Origin of the sequence: Mesorhizobium sp. B1-1-6 (assembly GCF_006443035.1) — a bacterium.
Taxonomy (GTDB): Bacteria; Pseudomonadota; Alphaproteobacteria; order Rhizobiales; family Rhizobiaceae; genus Mesorhizobium.
Map to the genome: position 1 here is coordinate 371,331 of NZ_VFWR01000002.1, position 15,174 is coordinate 386,504.

The 15,174-nt window shown below is 64.5% G+C and carries 18 protein-coding genes; 6 read left to right on the top strand and 12 right to left on the bottom strand.

Annotated elements, in window-relative coordinates; translation table 11 throughout:
- Positions 1-18 precede the first annotated feature (18 nt).
- The 6 genes from FJ979_RS05475 to FJ979_RS05500 form a co-directional block, all read right to left on the bottom strand.
- Entirely contained in the window at positions 19-2,073 is a 2,055-nt protein-coding gene (locus FJ979_RS05475) for a M3 family metallopeptidase (RefSeq protein ID WP_140580202.1), read from the bottom strand.
- An 85-nt stretch (positions 2,074-2,158) separates the two neighbouring features.
- On the bottom strand, positions 2,159-2,569 hold the full coding sequence (locus FJ979_RS05480; RefSeq protein ID WP_181168552.1) for a nuclear transport factor 2 family protein: 411 nt from the start codon (positions 2,567-2,569) through the stop codon (positions 2,159-2,161).
- A gap of 20 nt (positions 2,570-2,589) precedes the next feature.
- Positions 2,590-3,234, bottom strand: a complete 645-nt coding sequence (locus tag FJ979_RS05485) for a carbonic anhydrase (RefSeq protein WP_140492485.1) — start codon at positions 3,232-3,234, stop codon at positions 2,590-2,592.
- 138 nt (positions 3,235-3,372) lie between these two features.
- Positions 3,373-4,143, bottom strand: a complete 771-nt coding sequence (locus FJ979_RS05490) for a DUF429 domain-containing protein (protein ID WP_140524621.1) — start codon at positions 4,141-4,143, stop codon at positions 3,373-3,375.
- Entirely contained in the window at positions 4,140-5,024 is an 885-nt protein-coding gene (gene pdxY, locus FJ979_RS05495) for a pyridoxal kinase PdxY (protein ID WP_140524619.1), read from the bottom strand. The genes FJ979_RS05490 and pdxY overlap by 4 nt, the downstream gene beginning before the upstream one ends.
- 7 nt (positions 5,025-5,031) lie before the next feature.
- Positions 5,032-5,283, bottom strand: a complete 252-nt coding sequence (locus tag FJ979_RS05500) for a hypothetical protein (protein ID WP_140524617.1) — start codon at positions 5,281-5,283, stop codon at positions 5,032-5,034.
- Positions 5,284-5,445: 162 nt separating this feature from the next.
- On the opposite strand from FJ979_RS05500, the gene FJ979_RS05505 reads away from it, so the two are divergent.
- The 5 genes from FJ979_RS05505 to ppa all read left to right on the top strand — a co-directional run bounded on the left by FJ979_RS05505 (position 5,446) and on the right by ppa (position 8,936).
- On the top strand, positions 5,446-6,081 hold the full coding sequence (locus tag FJ979_RS05505; protein WP_140514006.1) for a LemA family protein: 636 nt from the start codon (positions 5,446-5,448) through the stop codon (positions 6,079-6,081).
- A 51-nt stretch (positions 6,082-6,132) separates the two neighbouring features.
- Positions 6,133-6,942: a YgcG family protein gene (locus FJ979_RS05510; RefSeq protein ID WP_181165206.1), complete on the top strand. Its 810-nt coding sequence runs from the start codon at positions 6,133-6,135 to the stop codon at positions 6,940-6,942.
- A gap of 8 nt (positions 6,943-6,950) precedes the next feature.
- Positions 6,951-7,589, top strand: a complete 639-nt coding sequence (locus tag FJ979_RS05515) for a TPM domain-containing protein (protein WP_140514007.1) — start codon at positions 6,951-6,953, stop codon at positions 7,587-7,589.
- A 116-nt stretch (positions 7,590-7,705) separates the two neighbouring features.
- A complete protein-coding gene (locus tag FJ979_RS05520) occupies positions 7,706-8,212 on the top strand; it encodes a GNAT family N-acetyltransferase (RefSeq protein WP_140492466.1) in 507 nt (168 codons plus the stop codon).
- Between the two features lie 190 nt (positions 8,213-8,402).
- Positions 8,403-8,936 (top strand): inorganic diphosphatase, encoded by a 534-nt coding sequence (ppa, locus tag FJ979_RS05525; protein ID WP_140514009.1) that lies wholly within the window; start codon positions 8,403-8,405, stop codon positions 8,934-8,936.
- A 14-nt stretch (positions 8,937-8,950) separates the two neighbouring features.
- Here the strand turns inward: ppa and FJ979_RS05530 are convergent, their stop codons facing one another.
- The 5 genes from FJ979_RS05530 to ccmA all read right to left on the bottom strand — a co-directional run bounded on the left by FJ979_RS05530 (position 8,951) and on the right by ccmA (position 11,305).
- Positions 8,951-9,532, bottom strand: coding sequence for a DsbE family thiol:disulfide interchange protein (locus tag FJ979_RS05530; protein WP_140580203.1), 582 nt, complete (start codon positions 9,530-9,532; stop codon positions 8,951-8,953).
- Positions 9,529-9,702 (bottom strand): heme exporter protein CcmD, encoded by a 174-nt coding sequence (gene ccmD / locus FJ979_RS05535; protein WP_140524611.1) that lies wholly within the window; start codon positions 9,700-9,702, stop codon positions 9,529-9,531. Before ccmD ends, FJ979_RS05530 begins: the two co-directional genes overlap by 4 nt.
- Positions 9,699-9,827 (bottom strand): hypothetical protein, encoded by a 129-nt coding sequence (locus FJ979_RS33310; protein ID WP_281405998.1) that lies wholly within the window; start codon positions 9,825-9,827, stop codon positions 9,699-9,701. The genes ccmD and FJ979_RS33310 overlap by 4 nt, the downstream gene beginning before the upstream one ends.
- A gap of 7 nt (positions 9,828-9,834) precedes the next feature.
- Positions 9,835-10,500, bottom strand: coding sequence for a heme exporter protein CcmB (ccmB, locus tag FJ979_RS05540; protein ID WP_140524610.1), 666 nt, complete (start codon positions 10,498-10,500; stop codon positions 9,835-9,837).
- A 196-nt stretch (positions 10,501-10,696) separates the two neighbouring features.
- The gene (gene ccmA, locus FJ979_RS05545; RefSeq protein WP_140580204.1) at positions 10,697-11,305 is read right to left on the bottom strand and encodes a heme ABC exporter ATP-binding protein CcmA; all 609 of its coding nucleotides are present in this window, start codon (positions 11,303-11,305) and stop codon (positions 10,697-10,699) included.
- A 284-nt stretch (positions 11,306-11,589) separates the two neighbouring features.
- Between ccmA and acnA the strand changes: the two genes are divergently transcribed.
- Positions 11,590-14,280, top strand: a complete 2,691-nt coding sequence (acnA, locus tag FJ979_RS05550; RefSeq protein ID WP_140580205.1) for an aconitate hydratase AcnA — start codon at positions 11,590-11,592, stop codon at positions 14,278-14,280.
- A 38-nt stretch (positions 14,281-14,318) separates the two neighbouring features.
- Here the strand turns inward: acnA and FJ979_RS05555 are convergent, their stop codons facing one another.
- Positions 14,319-14,996, bottom strand: a complete 678-nt coding sequence (locus FJ979_RS05555) for a ceramidase domain-containing protein (RefSeq protein ID WP_140580206.1) — start codon at positions 14,994-14,996, stop codon at positions 14,319-14,321.
- Between the last annotated feature and the right edge of the window lie 178 nt (positions 14,997-15,174).

Consider the following 15,174-nt stretch of genomic DNA (forward strand, 5'->3'; position numbering starts at 1 on the left):
GAGAAGGGAAGGCTCGCCCTACACCAGCCCCCGCTTCACCATCATGGCTTCCGGCGACGGCATCTTGCCGCGAAACGCGGTGTAGAGTTCTTCCGGATCCTTCGAGCCGCCGGCGGCATAGATGTTCTTTCTCAGCCGCTCGGCCAGCGCGGGATTGAAGGGGTCGCCCGTCTCCTCGAAAGCGGCGAAGGCGTCGGCGTCGAGTACTTCCGACCACATGTAGGAATAGTAGCCGGCCGAATAGCCCTCGCCGGCAAAGACATGGCCGAAATGCGGCGTGCGGTGGCGCATTGCGATGGTGTCGGGCATGTCGAGTTTTTCGAGCGTTTCGGCCTCGAAACGAAGTGGCTCCTCAGGCGCGTCGGGCCTTGCATGGAAGGCCATGTCGATCAGCGCCGAGGCGGTGAATTCCACCGTGGCAAAGCCAGCCCCGAAAGTGCGCGCCGCCAGCATTTTGTCGAGCAGAGCCTTCGGCATCGGCTTGCCGGTCTTGGCATGCAAAGCGTGCTTTTCCAGCACCGCCGGCACGGTCAGCCAGTGTTCGTAGAGCTGCGAGGGCAGTTCGACGAAATCGCGGCTGACGGAAGTGCCCGACACCGAAGGCCAGGTGACATCGGTCAGCATGCCGTGCACGGCATGGCCGAATTCATGGAACAAGGTCTTCGCCTCGTCCACCGACAGCAGCGCCGGCTCGCCCACGGGCGGCTTGGCGAAATTCATGATGTTGTAGATGATCGGGCTCGCGCCGGGGCCCAGGCGGTAGCCTGATTTCAGTGCGCTCATCCAGGCCCCGGAGCGTTTCGACGGCCGCGCGAAATAGTCGGCCAGGAACAGGCCGCGCTCGCTGCCATCGGCATTCTTCACCACGAACACACGCGCGTCCGGATGCCAGGCGGCAATGCCTTTCCTCTCTTCGAAGGTGATGCCGAACAGTCTTGTCGCGACGTCGAAACAGGCATCGATGATCCGGTCGAGCTGGAGATAGGGCTTCAATTCCGCCTCGTCGAAGGCGAATTTCTCCGCGCGCAGCTTCTCCTGGTAGAAACGCCAATCCCAGGCGGCGAATTTTTCGTTGCTGCCGGCTTCCGCCGCCAGCCGTTCCAGCTCCTTTTGGTCGTCGGCGGCCTTTTCCAGCGCCTTTTCCCATACGGGATCGAGCAGGTCGTGCACCGCCTTGGGCGTCTTGGCCATGGTGTCGTCGAGCTTCAGCGCCGCGAAGGAGCCGTAGCCGAGCAGCTTCGCCTTCTCGGCGCGCAGCTTCAGCATGTCGCGCACCACGGCCGTATTGTCGGTCGCGCCGCCATTCTGGCCGCGCATGGTGAAGGCGCGGAAGGCGATCCCTCGCAAGTCGCGGCGCTCCGAGAAGGTCGAGAACGGCTCGTAGATCGAGCGCGACAAGGTGACGGCGTAGCGGCCTTTCTGGCCGCGCATCTCGGCGGCTTCGGCCATCGAGCTCTTCACGAAATCCGGCAGGCCGGCCAGGTCGGCCTCGTCGAGGAACAGCGCCCAGTCGCGTTCGTCGGCAAGCACGTTCTGGCCGAAGCTGGTGCCGAGCGACGAGAGCTCCTCGTTGATCCCTGCCAGCCGCTTCTTGCCATCCGCATCGAGTTTCGCGCCCGAGCGGACAAAACCCTTCCAGGTCTTTTCCAGCACATGCAGCGTCTCGGCATCGAGCTTGAGCGTCTCGCGGCGCCGGTAAAGGTCGTCGATGCGGGCAAAGAGCCTTTCATTCATCGAGATCGCCGAGAAATGCCTCGACATCCTTGGCGAGATGTCGCGCTCCAGCGCCTGGATGTCCTCGTTGGTGTGGGCCCCGGCACGGCACCAGAAGATCGACGAGACATGGTCGAGCGCTTCGCCCGCGAGCTCCAGGGCTTGAAGCGTGTTCTCGATGGTCGGCGTATCCTCGTTCGCGGCGATGGCCTCGATCTCGGCCTCATGCGCCTTCAGCGCCGCGTCGAAGACGGGTGCGAACTCGTCGTCGCCAAATCGGGCGAAATCGGGCAGGCCGAGTGGCCCTTGCCACGTGGTCAGCGGATGGGCGGCGAGGTCGACGGCTTTCGTGGCGGGCATGGATTGTCTTTCGGGCTGGCAGGTCGGGAGGGGCTGAAATCACCGATGTAGGGCGCTCGTCCGGCGCGCGCAACAGCGCTGCCGGTCAGTAGGCTTCGCAGCTTTCCGCAAGCGCTTTCTGCGTGCTGGCCGTGATGCGGTCGCCCGCTATGGCGAAGGTCTCATGCATCAGCATGTCGTTGTCGGGGAAGTCGTAGCAGGCGATCACCGTGGTGACGCCGCCTTCGTTCTTCTCGATCCGGTGTCGGATCGCGGCACCAGCAACCGCACCTTTCCATTCGTCGAGCGAGGCGATGAACTCCTGCTTTCCCTGCACGATGCCGAGGTCGTCGAGTTCGATGCGCACATTGTCGGCGAGCAGGTCGGAAAGTTCGGTGCGGTCGGCGACCAGCAGGGCCGAATACCACCGGCTGATGATGGCGCCGTCATCGGCGCGGGCGGCCATTATCGCCATCAGCAGTGCGGCGGCGGTGAACATGACCGGCCGGATGTTCATTGCCTGGCGTGCCGTTTCGGTCACTCCAGCACCGGGCGCTCGAAATCGCCGGTTTCCTTGTTCATCACCCAGAGCTCGCCGGTCGAAATGTCGAACCAGGCACCGTGCAGCGACAGCCGCCCCTTGCCCTCAAGGATCGAGACGCAGGGAAAGGTCCTGAGATTGGCGAGGGAATAGCGGATCGAGATGCGCTCCAGCGCCGTCTGGCGCTCCGTCGCAGTCATGAAGGTGCTGGCCGACACGGTCTCGGCGGCCGGCGCGATCAGGCTCATCCATTTGCCGATGAAATCGCCCGGCGACAGTGGCGCGGAATTGGCGTCGAGCGCGGCACGGATACCGCCGCAGCGGCCATGGCCCATGACAACGATGTTCTTGACCTTGAGGCTCTGCACCGCGAATTCGAGCGCGGCCGAGGTCGAGTGGAACTCGCCGTCCGGCTCGTAAGGCGGCACCAGATTGCCGACATTGCGCAGCACGAAGAGTTCGCCGGGCCCTGCGTCGAAGATCGCCTCGGGAGCCGAGCGGGAATCGCAGCACGCGACGATCATGGTTTCCGGCGCTTGCCCCTCCCGGGCGAGCTCGCGATAGCGGCCGCTCTCGGTGAGATAGCGACCGTTCATGAAATTGCGGTAGCCGGCAAGAAGGTGGTCGGGAAGGTGAGGCATGGGCGGCTTTCCGGGTTGGAGGCGGCAGCTCGTTGCGGTCGAGAAAACGCTCTAGCGGTAAAAGCCCGTCGCGAGCAATGCAGAATTGTGGGGTTGGTGAGAAATGCCCTGCGTCAGGCGCAAAGCTGGGCAATGTTGTCACGCCCAGATGGCGACCGGTATGCCAAAGCCGTCGGTAAGTGGCGGGTCGGGAAACGGCCGTGCCGTGCAGGCGGCGATGCGGCCGGCGATCAGCATCATCGCCGCCGCATCGAGGAAATCGTCGGCGGCCGCACCGCGCGGCGGCGCCTGATCGAGGAAGTCTATGGCATAGCCGTGCCGGCTAAGCAGCGCCTTGCGTTCCGCCATGCCGGCCGGATTGATGCTGCCCTTGACCTTCTTCGGCAGCAGCATGGCCTGCCCGCCGTTGAGCCGACAGAAAGCCACTTCCGGATGCGATTCGAAGACGCGGCCACGCAGTTCGGGCCGCGAGATCAGCAACGTATCGATCTCGCGTATTTTGCCAAAGATGCCGAATGCCTGGATCGAAACGCCGCGCGGCGGATCGGATGTCGTCCTGGCCACGTCGCTCGCCCGGCGGTGCGCGGCGTACCAGGCTTCGATCGAAGTGAACTCGGCGGTATCGGCGTAGAGTGCCGCACGAGACGGGATCGAGAAGACGCTGGATTGGCGCGGCCCGAGCAGCGACCTGACCTGCGCCTCCGGTCCGCGCCCGCCCTTGCTCGAAAATTCAGGCAGGCCGATCGGCATGTCGACGGCGACGATCGCGTCGTCGGGAACCGCAGCGAGCAGCATGGCGAAGCTGGCGAAAATTTCGACGGAGGGCAATGAGCCGGGTGCACGTCGAACGACGATCCAGCCGGCCTTGCAGCCGTCGACGCCGGCAACAACGACTTCGGCCGATGTCACGCGCGGCGGTCCCGCCCCGGATGCGTGAGACGGCGAAGCTGCACCATCGCCATCGGGTGCGACAGGCTCTGCGCATCGGTTTCGAGCTGCAATTCGTCGCCGCCGCGTTTGGCCGTGCGCGCCAGGATCTCGTAGACCGCCGCCGTCGTCGATTGCAGCGCCTTGATCGCCGGCTGGCCGGAGAGGATGCGCGCCAGGTAGACCGCCGCTGTCAGGTCGCCCAAACCGTTCGGCGGCTTGTCGATGACGCGGTGCTCGGCGAGCAGCGCCTGGCTGCCGTCGAGCAGAAGATTCCCGGTGCCGCCTGAAATCATCGACGGCGCCGAGGTGACCAGCATGGTTGAAGGCCCCGCATGGAGCGCCGCGGCCATCACCGACTTCAGGTCGGGCAACGGCACGCCGGCCATCCATTCCAGCTCATAGCGGTTAGGGGTAGCAATGTCGGCGATCGGCATCAGCCGGTCGCGCATGGCGATCGCCGTCGGCTCCGGCACATAGAGCCCGCCCGAATCGCCCATTACCGGATCGCAGATATAGACGGCGTCGGGCGTCCTCGCCTTGACCGCAGCGACCAGCGAGGCGACGGCTTCGGCCTGGCCGGCCTCGCCGAGATAGCCCGACAGCACCGCCCCGACCTCGCCCAGCCACGGCGCGCGCTCCAGATCGGCCATCAATGCCTTGAACTGATCGAGCGGCGGCACGATGCGGGTCGCGCGCCCATGGCCGGGATGCCAGGGCAGGATGATTGTCGGCACCGCCCATACCGGGAAACCCAGCGATTCCAGCGCAAAGACGGCGGCGCGATTGCCGACCGAACCGCGTGCGACATGGCTGGAAATGACGATGACCGCGCGCGGCGCGTCGGCTTGCTCGGTGCTCATTGGATTCCTAACTGCCCCGGGCGAGGAAAAGCACGAGCCAGACCATCAGGCCCAGCGCCAGCAGCAGCCCAATTATCCTGCCAATGCGCGTGCCCCAGACTTCGATCGGATCCGCGCGGTCGGCATCGGCCGCCGCGACGTGGTCGCGAACGGCCTTCGCGGTCCGCGCCGCGAGCGAAGTGGCGGCCGGATCGGTCTCGCGCGCGACGCGCTCGAGGATGCGGCGCGATTCGGTGTCGCTGTCCTGGCGCTGCGCCATGATGCTGTCCTGTTTCGTGGCGACCTTAGCGCGTTCGCCCCGTCAATTACAGCGCCTTGCGACCGACCGTGATCCCATCGACAACCGTCTGCGCCGAGGTCGTTTTCTTGTGCGCCGATTGTGGTAATGCTTCGCATGCAACTTCTACCGAGGGGACCGATCATGTTTGCCCAGCGCCTTGCTTTCCCGACATTCCGCACGCTGCCCGCCTTGCTGGTGATGGCCGTCATGCTGCCGCTGCTTGCCGGCTGCGGCTACAACACCATCCCGACGGCGGAGGAGAACGCCAAGGCGGCGTGGAGCGAGGTGCTGAACCAGTATCAACGCCGCGCCGACCTCATCCCCAACCTGGTCGAGACGGTCAAGGGCTACGCCTCGCACGAAAAGGACACGCTTGACGCGGTGGTCGAGGCGCGCGCCAAGGCGACGCAGGTCACGGTAACGCCAGAAACGTTGAAGGATCCCGAAGCCCTCAAGAGGTTTCAGGACGCCCAGGCAGGGCTGACCAGCGCGCTGTCGCGGCTGCTCGCTGTGTCGGAGGCATACCCGGACCTGAAGGCCAACCAGAACTTCCTGGCGCTGCAGGCGCAGCTCGAAGGCACCGAGAACCGCATCGCGGTGGCGCGGCGTGACTACATCCAGGCGGTCAGGGACTACAATCTGACGCTACGGACCTTCCCCTCGGTGCTGTGGGCGACGTTCTGGTTCCGCGGCAACGAGCCCTTCGCCAATTTCACGGTCGAGGAGGACAAATTGCAGACGCCGAAGGTCGATTTCGGCACGAAACAGGGCGGATGATTGCCGGATTCCGACGTGGTGATCCTGCTCGCCAATGAGGGACGACGCGCCATGTATCGCGTCGCTGTCCTGCTCCTCGTTCTCGTGGTGCCATTTGCGGCCCTCGCCGCCGAGCTCCCGGCGCTGACCGGCCGTGTCGTCGACAATGCAGGCATCATCGATGCGGCGACCAGGGCCGCACTGACGCAGAAGCTTGCCGATTTCGAGACGAAAGGCTCCGATCAAATCGTCGTCGCCACCATCCCCAGTCTCGGCGGCGAGGAGATCGAGCCCTATGCCAACCGGCTGTACCGGTTCTGGAAACTCGGCCAGGCGAAGGAGAACAACGGCGTGCTGCTTCTGGTCGCGCCGAACGACCGCAAGATGCGCATCGAGGTCGGCTACGGGCTGGAAGGCACGCTGACCGACCTGCACACCAAGCTGATCATCGAAAACGACATGGTGCCGGCCTTCCGTGCCGGCGATTTCTCCGGCGGCATCACCAAGGCCGTCGACGACATGATCATGGTGCTCAACGGCAATCCCGAGGAGCTGGAAGCACGCGGCAAGCGCAACCAGCAGGCGCCGTTCAATTCCGACGATTTGTTCTTCGCCATCTTCATCGGCATCTGGGCGCTCATCTTCTTCGGCAGCATAGCGGCCTCGGTGTTGCCGCCGATCTTCGGCCAGAAGATCGGTCCCGGCCGTTACCGCTGGCTCGGCATGACGTTCGAGCCGAGCCGGCGATCGTCGGGTGGCGGCTGGTCGTCAGGTGGCGGCGGCTGGTCGGGCGGCGGCGGCTGGTCCTCGGGCGGTAGCGGCGGTGGTTTCTCCGGCGGTGGGGGCTCTTCCGGCGGCGGCGGCTCTTCTGGAAGCTGGTGAGAGGGATCATGGCGATACGACCGATCAGCCCGCAGGACCATGAGCGCATCGCCGGGGCGATCCGCGCCGCCGAATCAAGGACCGACGGCGAAATCTACTGCGTGGTGGCGCATGCCAGCGGCAACTACTTCTTTCCGGCTGCCTTCGTGGCGGCTCTCGCCACGCTGCTGGTCAGCCTCGCCGTCGCCTATGGGCTCGAGGCCTGGTGGCTCACCATCCGTCTGCCGCACTTCGTCATTGCCCAGCTTCTGGCGCTGGCCTGCTTTCTTTTGCTGTTATGGGCCTTTCCGGGGCTGCGCATCCATATGGTGCCGAGACGGCTGCGCTATCAGACCGCGCATGACAACGCACTGAAGCAGTTCCTGGCCCGCAACGTCCACCGCACGACCGCGCGCACCGGCGTGCTGGTGTTCGTCTCGGTCACCGAGCGCTACGCCGAGGTGGTCGCCGATTCAGGCATCGACGCCAAGGTCGGCCAGCATGTCTGGGACGATGTGGTGCGCGAGCTTACCGCACATGCCGGCGACGACCGGCTTGCCGACGGCTTCGTCAAGGCGATCCGATCGGTTGGAGCGGTGCTCGCCGAGCACTTCCCGGTCACGTCGGGCGACACCAACGAGCTCGACGATCATCTGGTCGAGATTTGAGCTCCACCGACAGCCTCGAACGCGCATCGCGCAGGCGATGACGGCCTGTGAGAAAGCGTCCTCCGGACTGCCCGGACTCTTGCATTCGAGCGATGCGGGTTTATGGTTAACAAATCATGAATACGCTGAGCATCGATATCCGCAAAGCCGAATCGCGCGACGCCGCGGCGATCGCCGACGTGCATTTGCAGGCTTGGCGCGGCGCCTATAGCGGCATCATCCCGCACCGCACCCTGACATCGATGATCAACCGTCGCGGCGCCGACTGGTGGGCCAATGCCATCCGTCGCGCCGCCACCGTCCTGGTGATCGAGATTGGCGGCACGGTTGCCGGCTACGCCACGATCGGCAAGAACCGGGCCCGCGAACTCAAGCAGCAGGGCGAGATCTATGAATTGTACCTTCGGCCGGAATATCAGGGCATCGGGCTCGGCAGCCGGCTTTTCAAGGCGGCACGGGCGCGGCTTGCCGACCACGGATTGAAGGGCACGGTGGTGTGGGCGCTGGAAGACAATCAGAACGCGCTCGCCTTCTATTCCGGCGCCGGCGGCCGCGATATCGCCGAAGGCGTCGAGATATTCGAGCAGAAGGCGCTGAAGAAGGTTGCTTTCGTCTGGGAATGACCGGCGAGGAACGATCGCGTAAGCGGCGCGAAGCGCAACCTACGCAATCACGACACTGAAACATCTTCTGCTAATGATTGAACGCATTGAATGCCATTGCGTCTTGCTGGGCGTTCTTGAGCACCATTCGCCACATTGCACCATTTTGCGCCGCCCGCTATCGGTCTGCCAATCGAGAGAGGGATAAGTCATGCGTATTGAAGCCATCGCCACCGGAAAGAATCCGCCCGAGGACGTCAACGTCATCATCGAGGTGCCGATCGGCGGCGAGCCGATCAAATACGAGATGGACAAGGAGGCCGGCACGCTGTTCGTCGACCGTTTCCTGCACACCTCGATGCGCTATCCCGGCAATTACGGCTTCGTTCCGCACACGCTGTCTGGCGACGGCGATCCGATCGACGTGCTGGTCTGCAACACGCGCGCGCTGGTGCCCGGCTGCGTCATCAATGTGCGGCCGATCGGCGTGCTGATCATGGAAGACAATGCCGGCCAAGACGAGAAGGTCATCGCCGTGCCGTCGCCGAAGCTGACGCTGCGTTACGAGAACGTCACCGAATACACGCAGCTGCCCGAGATCACCCGCGATCAGGTGCAGCACTTCTTCGAGCACTACAAGGATCTCGAACCCGGCAAATGGGTCAAGATCGAGGGCTGGCACGATTCCAAATACGCCAAGAAGATGATCGTCGACGCGATCGAGCGGGCCAAGGCAGGCAAGTAGGCCGGCCAGTCGCCTCAGTTCGACGCGGCCAGCGCCTTCTCGATCTGCGGCAATAGCAGCGTCTGAGCCGTCTCGGCCGTCAGCGGGCCGACATGCTTGTAGGCTATTTTGCCGTCCTTGCCGATGACGAAGGTTTCCGGCACGCCATAGACGCCCCAGTCGATCGCCGTGCGGCCGGCCTCGTCGACGCCGATCGCCTGGAACGGATTGCCGAGATCGCCGAGGAATCGGCGGGCGTTTTCCGGCCGGTCCTTGTAGTTCAGCGCCGCCATGGTGAAGCGCCTGTCCTGCGCCAGCCCCAAAAGCACCGGGTGCTCTTCGCGGCAAGGCGCGCACCATGAGGCGAAGACGTTGACCAGCGTCACCTTGCCGGCAAACGATTTCGAATCGAGCCCCGGCAGGTTCGTGCCGTCCAGCGGGGGCAGTTTGGTCGGCGGCGCCGGCAGGCCGATCAGCGCCGACGGCACCTCCGAAGTGTCGCGCCCCGACAGGAGCTGCGCCAGGAACAGCCCCGCCAGCCCGAGGAAGACCAGCAGCGGCAACAGCACGAACAGGCGGCGCCGGGCCGGCGCCGGCGTTGGCATATCCGTGCTCATGACGCGCGCTCCCCGCCCTTGTCGGAGCGTCGGCGCACGCCCGCCGCCTCGAGTTCGGCCAGTTCGCGCTTGCGGGCCCGTTGATCGAGCAGGATCCAGCCGATCAGCCCGGCCAGCGCAATCGCCGTGACGGTATAGGCGGCGGTGACGTAGAGCGCATGCGGGCTCATGCCGTCCACCTCGTCGGCATGCCGCCCGCCAATTCGATCCTTCCGCCGTGCTCGATCATGCCTTCCCTTAGCCCCGCGCCGGTGACCGCGCAATTGGCCGCCGCGCCGCAGCCTCTGCCGGTCATGGCCGCCTCAATCCGTGCCATGGCGCAGCGCCACCGCCGCCGCCAGCGGTCCGAGCACGGCAAGAAACAACGTCAGCGCGGCAAGAATGAGGAAAGGCTGCAGGAACGGATCGGGATTGGCCGTCGCGCCGTAACTCGCCGAAACCCCGAAGATCAGCACCGGGATGGTCAGCGGCAGCACCAGCACCGAGATCAGGAGTCCGCCGCGCGGCAGCGCCACCGCCACCGCCGCACCGACGGCGCCGATGAAAGTGATCGCCGGCGTGCCGACCAGCAGCGTAAGCGCCGTGGCGCCGATGGCGACCGGCTCCATGTTCATGAACAGGCCGAGCAGGGGCGCGGCGACCACCAGCGGCAGCACGCTGCCCGCCCAATGCGCCAGGCATTTGGTGAGCACGGTCAGCGCCAGCATGTGGCGGTCGTTGCCGAGCACCAGGAGATCGAGCGAGCCGTCCTCGCGGTCGGCCTGGAACAGCCGGTCGAGGCCGAGCAGGCAAGAGAGCAGCGCCCCGATCCAGAGGATCGCCGGGCCGATGCGGGCTAGCAGTCTCAGGTCCGGCCCGACGCCGAAGGGAATGGTGGCGATCACGGCGAGGAAGAAGATCACGCCCGTCAGCGCCCCGCCGCCGGCCCGAATCGAAAGGCGGATATCGCGGAGGAGGAGGGCTAGCATGATATGAGATACTCGCGCTTGAGCGCCCCCCTCTGTCCTGCCGGACATCTCCCCCTCGAGGGGGGAGATTGGCAGCTTCGGTGGCGCGCCAATCTTTCAACCGTTGTAATTGGCGAAAGCCAAGCTGGCAGCCGATCTCCCCCCTCGAGGGGGAGATGTCCGGCAGGACAGAGGGGGGCGCCGTAGAGTGCCGTCATCAAAAGGCCTGCCCCATCCTCAACGTCTGCGCTCCCTCGATCCCGAGCGGCAGATGCGTTGCCGCGACGATCATCCCGCCCTCGGAACAATGCCCCCTCATCAATCCCGCGAATCGCGCCTCCGAATCCCTGTCCAGCCCGGCGGTCGGCTCGTCGAGCAGCCAGATCGGTCGGTGGCTGACCAGCAGTTTCGCAATCGCCGCGCGTCGTCTTTGCCCGGTCGAGAGATAGCCGAACGGCAGATGGCCGATGCCGCCCAGTCCGACCGTCTCCAGCGCCTCCTCGACGCCGAAGGATCCACCGCCGTTGAAGTCGCGCCAGAAGCGCAGGTTTTCCGTCACGCTGAGCGCCGTTTTCATTGCGTTCTGATGGCCGAGATAGTGGCAGGCCGAAGCGATCGACGGAAATTCATCGCCGCCGCCCTCGATCAGCAAATTGCCTTCAGCCTTCGGCAGCAGTCCGGCGACGATCCTGAGCAAGGTCGATTTGCCTGATCCGTTCGGCCCGGTGACGACAAGCGCCTGGCCTTGATCGAGGTCAAAGCCAATGCCCGAAAACACCGTCTCGCCGCCGCGTTCGCCGCCCAGATTTTCGGCGATAAGCCGCATCCCTCGCCCGCCCTGAAACAATCCGCCTCGGCCCCTGCCGCATCGCACAAATTTGCTTTTTAACTGTCTAGAACTATTCCAGAAAATTCTCTATATGCGGTGCATCCGTGCCAGCGGTCGGCGCGGGAACAGAACTAGCGCCGAACCAGCGCACGCGCCGCCTTGAACGGCTCGGGTTGCTTGGGAGCGGACAGCGGAAATGGCCGTACCCGCACCTTTGCGCGTGATTGCATGCCATCGGCGTCCGTTCCCTTTCAGGCTGAACAGACAAGGACGGATCGCACGTGTCAAAATCCCTCGACAGTTTCAATTGCCGCCGCACGCTGAAAGCGGGCGACGCCGAATATACCTATTTCGACCTCGTCGAGGCCGAGAAGAACGGGCTCACCGGCATCGCCCAATTGCCTTATTCGATGAAGGTTCTGCTGGAGAACCTTCTGCGCAACGAGGACGGCCGCTCCGTCACCAAGGACTCGATCAAGGCCGTCGCCGGCTGGCTGACCGACAAGGGGACGGCCGGCGTCGAGATTGCCTATCGCCCTGCCCGCGTCCTCATGCAGGATTTCACCGGCGTTCCGGCGGTGGTCGACCTGGCGGCGATGCGCGACGCCATGGCCTCGCTCGGCGGCGACCCGCAAAAGATCAACCCGCTGGTGCCGGTCGACCTCGTCATCGACCATTCCGTCATTGTCGACGAGTTCGGCTCGCCGATGGCCTTCGCGCGCAATGTCGAGCTCGAATATGAGCGCAACGAGGAACGCTACAAGTTCCTGAAATGGGGCCAGCAGGCGTTCCGCAATTTCCGCGTCGTGCCGCCCGGTACCGGCATCTGCCATCAGGTCAACCTCGAATATCTCGGCCAGGTGGTGTGGACGAACACCGAGGACGGCGAAACATCAGCCTATCCCGACACCTGCGTCGGCACCGATTCGCACACCACCATGATCAACGGCCTCGGCGTGCTCGGCTGGGGCGTCGGCGGCATCGAGGCCGAGGCGGCGATGCTCGGCCAGCCCGTCTCCATGCTTTTGCCCGAGGTCATCGGCTTCCGCCTCACCGGCAAGCTGAAGGAGGGCGTCACCGCCACCGACCTCGTGCTCACCGTCACCCAGATGCTGCGCAAGAAGGGCGTCGTCGGCAAGTTCGTCGAATTCTTCGGCCCCGGTCTCTCCAATATGACGCTGGCCGACCGCGCCACCATCGGCAATATGGCGCCTGAATATGGCGCCACCTGCGGCTTCTTCCCGGTCGATAGCGAGACCATCCGCTATCTCACAATGTCGGGCCGCGAGGAAAGCCGCATCGCGCTGGTCGAAGCCTACTCCAAGGCGCAAGGCATGTGGCGTGACGCAGGCTCCGCCGACCCGGTCTTCACCGATTTGCTGGAGCTCGACCTCGGCGACGTCGTGCCGTCGATGGCTGGCCCCAAGCGCCCCGAGGGCCGCGTCGCGCTGGAAGGCATCCCGGCCGGCTTCGTCAAGGCGATGGACACCGAATACAAGAAGGCGGCGGAAATCTCGAAGCGCTACGCCGTCGAAGGCACCGGCCATGATCTCGGCCATGGCGATGTCGTCATCGCCGCCATCACCTCCTGCACCAACACCTCGAACCCGAGCGTGCTGATCGGCGCCGGCCTGCTCGCCCGCAACGCCAATCGCCTCGGCCTCAAGCAGAAGCCCTGGGTGAAGACCTCGCTGGCGCCAGGCAGCCAGGTGGTCGCCGAATACCTCGAGAAATCCGGCCTGCAGAAGGAGCTCGACCAGATCGGCTTCAACCTGGTCGGCTTCGGCTGCACCACCTGCATCGGCAATTCCGGCCCGCTGCCGGCGCCGATCTCCAAGACCATCAACGATAAGGGGTTGATTGCCGCCGCGGTGCTTTCCGGCAACCGCAACTTCGAGGGCCGTGTCTCGCCCGACGTGCAGGCCAACTATCTCGCCTCGCCGCCGCTGGTCGTGGCGCACGCGCTGGCCGGCACGGTGACGAAAGACTTGACCACCGAACCGCTCGGCGAGGACAGGAACGGCAAGCCGGTCTACCTCAAGGATATCTGGCCGAGCTCGGCGGAAATCCAGGAATTCATCGAGAAGAACGTGACGCGCGAGCTGTTCGCCCGCAAATATGCCGACGTCTTCAAGGGCGATGAGAACTGGCAGAACGTCAAGGCGCCGGAAGGCCAGACCTATGCCTGGGACGACAATTCCACCTATGTGCAGAACCCGCCCTATTTCGCCGGCATGACCACGGGCTTCGGCAAGATCGGCGACATCAAGGGCGCCCGCGTGCTGGGCTTGTTCGGCGACAAGATCACCACCGACCACATTTCGCCAGCGGGCTCGATCAAGGCCGCCTCGCCGGCCGGCAAATACCTTACCGAGCATGGCGTCGGCGTTGCCGACTTCAACCAGTACGGCACGCGCCGCGGCAACCATGAGGTGATGATGCGCGGCACCTTCGCCAACATCCGCATCCGCAACCACATGCTGGGCGAGAATGGCAGGGAAGGCGGCTACACCATCCATTACCCGTCGAAGGAAGAGGAATCGATCTACGACGCGGCGATGCAATACAAGAAGGAAGGCGTGCCGCTGGTCATCTTCGCCGGCGTCGAATACGGCAACGGCTCGTCGCGCGACTGGGCGGCCAAGGGAACGAATCTCCTTGGTGTCCGCGCGGTCATCGCCCAGTCCTTCGAGCGCATCCACCGCTCCAACCTGGTCGGCATGGGCGTCATCCCCTTCGTCTTCGAGGAAGGCACCTCATGGGCTTCGCTCAACCTGAAAGGGGATGAGCTGGTCGAGATCGACGGCCTGGACGCCCTCAAGCCGCGCCAGAAGATGGAAGCCAGGATCACCTATAGCGACGGCACGGTGAAGAAGGTGCCGATCATCTGCCGCATCGATACGCTTGACGAACTCGACTACTTCAAGAACGGCGGCATTTTGCAGTACGTGTTGCGCGATCTTGCCGCGTAGCGGCAAGGGAGTAGGGCTTAGGCAGTAGGAAATAGGACCTACTGCCTACTGCCTCGCTGTGGCGCGCCGTAGCGCGCCGCGGCGGCCAGCAGCACGCCCAGCATCAGCCCGTTGAGCAGGTGCCAGAGGAAGTGCGTGCCGAGCGGGAAGCTGGTGCAGACCAGCGGATCGACCATGCGGCAGATGACCGACAGCACGAAGATCGCCGATCCGGCCAGATTATACCAGCCGGCGCGATTGCCGCTGGCCGCCACCCAGACACCGAAGAAGGCGAGCGCCAGGAACGGCGGCAGGTAGCCTGTGGTGCCGTTCGACGCCTGGCGCAGCCAATCCGGTACGGCCAGAGTTATCGCTCCGACAACGGCATAGAAAACGACGAAGATCGCGATCGCCTTGCCCCATTCCAGGCGCAGGAAGCGGCGCAGGTTGAACAGCGTGTAGGCCAGCGTGAAGCCGGCGATCGGCACCACGTCTGCCCAGACCGTTCCCTTGGTAGCGAAGATGTGAAAGATCGTCGAGCCGACGCCGATCGCCACCACCCACCAGGCCAGGACCTCGGCGAAAATGCCGGTCCTGCATCGCCGCACTTCGCGGACGCCCCATAGTCCCGCGGCAATGAAAGCCAGGTTGGTCAAAGCATTCACCGGCTCGGCCCAAAGTTCAGGACCCGTTCGCTCGCAATAGAGATCGACTGGAGCCAGGAAACTTTGCCACATGATGATGATCCCGCCCCCGAATCGAACCGCCGGTTGAAATGCAGTGGGCTTCTCCTATTGCCGCCCTACCCAGGCTTGCAATGGCAAAATTTCACCGCAACGTGACTTCCCGTTGACTTCCGGTTCTGCCACATATTTCAGCCAATCAAAACAAAGCCGGCATCACCGGCGGGAATTG